Annotated in this window: 5 protein-coding genes; 2 read left to right on the top strand and 3 right to left on the bottom strand. The window is 76.0% G+C overall.

The window, feature by feature from the left end:
- Positions 1 to 371: 371 nt before the first annotated feature.
- On the bottom strand, positions 372 to 1,520 hold the full coding sequence (locus HYE82_RS33885; protein ID WP_179178058.1) for a glycerate kinase: 1,149 nt from the start codon (positions 1,518 to 1,520) through the stop codon (positions 372 to 374).
- A gap of 217 nt (positions 1,521 to 1,737) precedes the next feature.
- Here HYE82_RS33885 and HYE82_RS33890 point away from each other — a divergent pair, with 217 nt between their 5' ends.
- Positions 1,738 to 2,238: an NUDIX hydrolase gene (locus tag HYE82_RS33890; RefSeq protein WP_179178059.1), complete on the top strand. Its 501-nt coding sequence runs from the start codon at positions 1,738 to 1,740 to the stop codon at positions 2,236 to 2,238.
- A gap of 49 nt (positions 2,239 to 2,287) precedes the next feature.
- Positions 2,288 to 2,716 (top strand): hypothetical protein, encoded by a 429-nt coding sequence (locus HYE82_RS33895; protein ID WP_179178060.1) that lies wholly within the window; start codon positions 2,288 to 2,290, stop codon positions 2,714 to 2,716.
- Between the two features lie 131 nt (positions 2,717 to 2,847).
- Here the strand turns inward: HYE82_RS33895 and HYE82_RS33900 are convergent, their stop codons facing one another.
- The gene (locus tag HYE82_RS33900; RefSeq protein ID WP_179178061.1) at positions 2,848 to 3,372 is read right to left on the bottom strand and encodes a methylated-DNA--[protein]-cysteine S-methyltransferase; all 525 of its coding nucleotides are present in this window, start codon (positions 3,370 to 3,372) and stop codon (positions 2,848 to 2,850) included.
- 15 nt (positions 3,373 to 3,387) lie between these two features.
- Positions 3,388 to 4,866, bottom strand: a complete 1,479-nt coding sequence (locus HYE82_RS33905) for an AlkA N-terminal domain-containing protein (RefSeq protein ID WP_179178062.1) — start codon at positions 4,864 to 4,866, stop codon at positions 3,388 to 3,390.
- Positions 4,867 to 5,015 lie beyond the last annotated feature (149 nt).

Here is a 5,015-nt window from a genome sequence, read left to right on the forward strand (position 1 = left end):
CCCGTACCCGGCCCCGGCCCCGGCCCCGGCCGCGGCCGGGCCGATGCGCCGGGGGTGGAAGCTCCCGGCCGGATCCGTCGGCGCCTCCGGGCGCGCGCTCCCGCGCCCGGAGGCCGGCAACGGCGGGAGGCTGCCGGGCCGGGCCCGCGGCCCCGACCCGCCCGGCGGACCGGCCCGAAGCGCCGGCCGGTGCCGTCGGCACCCCCGGGCACCCGCCCCCGGGGCGGCTCCGACGGAGGCCGTGGACCGTGCTCCGTCCCCTGTCCGCCGCGCGAGTGATCCGGCCCCGGGCGTCACCGGCACACGCGCCCTGCCCACGCCGGAGCCCGGCGTCCCCGCGCCGGGCTCCGGCCGGTACGCAGGACCGGGGGTCAGAGCGCGTCGGCGGCGATGCCGGCCGCGACCTGCTCCAGCAGCGGGCCCGCGTTCGCGATGCACTTCGCCGGGTCCGGTTCGAGCGCCGACAGCGGGTACGCCCGGCGGATGCCCGCCTCCTGCAGTGCCGACTGCTCCAGCAGGAGCCGCCCGCACACCGCCACGACCTCCTTGCCCGCCGCACGGGCCGCGGCCGCGACACCGGCCGGGGCCTTTCCGTGCAGCGTCTGCTCGTCCAGCGAACCCTCACCGGTGATCACCAGCGTCGCCCGCTCCAGCGCCGGGGCGAAGCCCAGCACCTCCAGCATCAGCTCGATGCCGGGCCGGAAGCTCGCGCCGAGCAGCAGCGCCCCGTAGCCGATGCCGCCGGCGCCGCCCGCCCCGGGGGAGGCGGCCAGCTCGGTGGCCTTCGGACCGATCGCCTTCTCCAGCACCAGCGCGTAGTGCGCCAGCGCCGCGTCCAGCGCCGCGACGTCCTCCGGCGAGGCGCCCTTCTGCGGGCCGTACACCGCCGCGCAGCCCTTCGGGCCCGTCAGCGGGTTGTCCACGTCGCCGGCGAGGACGAAGTCCACCTCCGCGAACCGCGGGTCGACCGCGGACAGGTCCGCCGAGGCCAGCCGGGCCAGCGCGCCGCCGCCCGGGCCGACCGGTTCGCCGTCGGCGTCCAGGAACACCGCGCCCAGGGCGGCCAGCATGCCCGCGCCGCCGTCGGTGGTGGCGCTGCCGCCGACACCGAAGACGATGGTGCGCGCACCGGCGTCCAGCGCGGCCTTCAACACCTCGCCCGAGCCGTACGTCGTCGCCGTCAGCGGCGCGAAGACGCCCGGCGGCAGCAGCTGCAGCCCGGAGGCCTCCGCCATCTCGACCACCGCGGTGCCGTCGCGCAGCGCGAAGGCGGCCGTGACCTGCTCGCCGAGGGGCCCGGTGACCCGTACCTCCCGGCGTTCGAACCCGGCCGCAACCGCGGCCGCGACGGTGCCGTCGCCGCCGTCCGCGACGGGGAGGGTCTCGACCTCCACGCCCGGTACGGCCCTGCGCAGGCCGGCCGTCACCCGCTCGGCGACCTGAACGGCCGTGAGCGAGCCCTTGAACTTGTCCGCGGCGATGAGCACGCGCGCGGCCTCGGTTACTGCTCCGTCCGTCACCTTGCTATCCCTTGCTTTCGAACAGTGCAGTCGCGCCCCCATGAGCCTATCCGGAGGATCCTCCTATGCCCATGGGTGACCTGGGTCACATCAGGCACCCCGTGCTCACGAACAAGGACACAAGCACGCATGCCGGGTTCGGTGCGGTCCGGAGCCGCGGAGGGATCCGCCGCCGCACCCGTGATCGCGCACCCCCTGCGCTCGATAGGGTGACCGGGTGACCACCACGGATGACTACGCCACGTACATTGCGGGCCTGCCCCGGGTCCTGGCCGGCTCGGCGGCCCTCTTCCGCGACGCGGACGGGCGGGTGCTGATCGTCGAGCCCAACTATCGCGAGGGCTGGGCGCTGCCGGGCGGAACCATCGAGTCCGACCGGGGTGAGTCCCCCCGGGCGGCCGCCCGCCGCGAGACCGCCGAGGAGATCGGCCTCGACGTGCCGCTCGGCCGGCTGCTCGCCGTCGACTGGACGCTCGGCCCCGGCAGGCCGCCGCTGGTCGCCTACCTCTACGACGGCGGTGTCCTCGGCGAGGCGCAGCTCGCCGCGATCCGCCTGCAGGAGGAGGAACTGCTCTCCTGGCGCCTCGTCGAGCCCGCCGCGCTCCCCGGCTTCCTCCTCGGCCCGCTCGGGCTGCGCGCCGTCGAGGCCTGCCGGGTCCTGGACTCCGGCGAAGGCGTCGTGGAGCTGGAGAACGGCCGCCGCCCGGACGCATCCTGACACCGGGTCAGTGACGCCGGACTTATCCAGAGCAGGAAACAATCGACTGATGATCACGATGTACGCCTGGCCGAGCACGGCCGACGGGCCGGACGCCCTGCCCATGGTCCACTTCACCACCGACCGCCAGGAGGGCGGCGAGGTCACCCCCGACGGGACACCGGTGTGGCTCTTCGACACCGCGATACGCGAGGGCGGCTGGGCCCTTTTCACCGACTTCGACGGCTGGGCCACCCCCGCCGAGGGCTGGCGGGCCCTCTACCGCCGCGAGGACGACCTGCTCGCCGTCTCGGGGCCCGGCTCCTGCGAAGGCTGGTACCAGGGCAACCTCGGTGCCGACGCCGACTGGGTGGAGGCCGCCACCGCCCGGCAGAGCGTGGTCCTGCTCGCCGCCCCCGTCCAGCACCCCTCCCTGTTCCCGTACGCGGTGGAGGCGGGCGCGGCCTTCGCCCTGCTGGTGCCCTTGGCCGTCGTCTAGCGCACCGGCCGGAAGGGTTCGCCGGCTCGCGGCGTCCGGTGCGGTGCATCGCAAGGCGGTGGGCCGCAGCTCGTGCTCATGATCCAGGCGCGAGCCGGCCGCCGCCGGTCGGCGCCCCTCCGCCTCACGGATCAGAAAAGGGCCCCCGCAGCCGGGGCGGCGGCTGCCCTGCCGGACTCGAACTCCAGCAGCCGGACCTTGCGGCCGACACCGCCGCCGTAGCCGGTCATGCCGCCCGAGGCGCCGATCACGCGATGGCAGGGCACGATGATCCCGATGGGGTTCCTGCCGTTGGCCAGGCCCACCGCCCGTGAGGCGTTCGGCTTGCCGAGCCGGGCCGCGAGCTCCCCGTACGACCAGGTCTGCCCGTACGGGATGCGCAGGAGCTGGGCCCACACGCTCCGCTGGAACGCGGTGCCCTCCAGGCGCATCGGCAGGTCGAACTCGGTCAGCTCCCCGGCGAAGTACGCGGCGAGCTGCCGCGCCGCCTCCGGGAACGGCTCCTCGGCGGCGGCGACCCGCTCCCCGAAGGTCTCCTCGGCCGGGCGGTGCCGCTGCCCGGTCATGTACAGGCCGCTGAGGACCCCGTCCGTGGCGACGAGCGTGAGCGGCCCGTAGGGGCTGTCGACGACGGTGTGCTGCTTGGTGTGCGTCATGGTGCTGCGTGCTCCTCAGGCGGGCAGGTGGTTGATCGGGTGGTCGTAGGTGGCCCACAGGTACTGGACGGCGTACGCACGCCAGGGACGCCAGCCGGCCGCGCGGGCGGTGAGCGCCGCGGGCGTGGACGGCAGCCCGAGTCCTGCGGCGGCCTTCCGCAGTCCCAGGTCGGACGGCAGGAAGGCGTCGGGGTCGCCCAGCGCCCGCATGGCGATGACCTCGGTGGTCCAGGGTCCGAAGCCGGGCAGGGCGGCGAGCCGGGCGCGGGCGGCCTCCCAGTCGCTGTCGACGCCCAGCGCCAGCGAGCCGTCGGCCAGGGCCGCGATCAGGGTGGTCAGCGTGGTGCGGCGGCTGCGGGGCAGGGCGAGCTGCTCCGGGTCCAGGGCGGCCAGCGCCTCCGGCGACGGGAACAGGTGGGTCAGCCCGCCCTCGGGGTCGGCCACCGGTTCGCCGTGCGCGGTCACCAGCCGGGCGGCGTGCGTCCGGGCCGCCGCGGTGGACACCTGCTGGCCCAGGACCGCCCGTACCGCGAACTCGGCGGCGTCGACGGTCCGCGGGACCCGGCGCCCCGGGGCCTTGTCCACGAGCGGGGCGAGCAGCGGGTCGGAGCGCAGCTGACCGTCCACCGCCTCGGGGTCGGCGTCGAGGTCCAGCAGCCAGCGGCAGCGGCTGATGGCGAGGGTGAGGTCGCGCAGGTCGGTGAGGGCCAGCTGGCAGCCGATGTGGTCGGGCTGCGGGGTCAGGGCGACGACCCCGGTGCCGTAGGGCAGTCGCAGGGTCCGGCGGTAGGCCCCGGCCCGCCATTCCTCCACGCCGGGGACGGCGGTGGCGGCGAGGTGGCCGAAGAGGTTGTCGGGATTGAGCGGGGCACGGTAGGGCAGCCGCAGGCCGATCGTCCCCGGAATCCGCGGCTCCGGCGGGCCGGCCCTGCCGGCGGCCCGGGCCCGCAGCTCGCCGGGGGCGAGGGCGAACACCTCGCGCACGGTCTCGTTGAACGTCCGGATGGACGAGAACCCCGCGGCGAAGGCCACATCGCCCATGGGCAGGCCGGAGGTCTCGATCAGCAGCCGGGCGGTCTGCGCCCGCTGGGCCCGGGCCAGGGCGAGCGGGCCCGCCCCGAGCTCGGCGTTCAGCTGCCGCTCGACCTGCCGGGTGGAGTACCCGAGCCGGGCCGCGAGCCCCGGCACGCCCTCGCGGTCCACGACGCCGTCCCGGATGAGCCGCATGGCCCGGGCCACGGCGTCGGCGCGTGCGTTCCACTCGGGGGAGCCGGGGGAGCTGTCGGGCCGGCACCGCTTGCAGGCCCGGTAGCCGGCCTGCTGGCAGGCGGCGGCACTGGGCAGGAAGGTCATGTTCTCGACCTTCGGCGGCACGGCGGGGCAGCTGGGCCGGCAGTAGATCCGGGTGGTCCGGACCGCGGTGAAGAACCACCCGTCGAACCGGGCGTCCTTCGACTGCACGGCCCGCACGCAGCGCTCGGTGTCGGTGTACATGGCTCAAGGATCCCGGCCGTCGGGGACGGGGGCTGGCGGTTTTCCGACATCAAGCGTAGCGGGGCCAGGGGCGGGCCCCTCCGCCCTGCGGTCACGCCCCGGCGGCCTGACGGGGGCCGCCGGCGGTCCGTCGGCGGACCGGCGGCGGT

This window comes from Streptomyces sp. BR123, assembly GCF_013401435.1.
GTDB lineage: Bacteria > Actinomycetota > Actinomycetes > Streptomycetales > Streptomycetaceae > Streptomyces.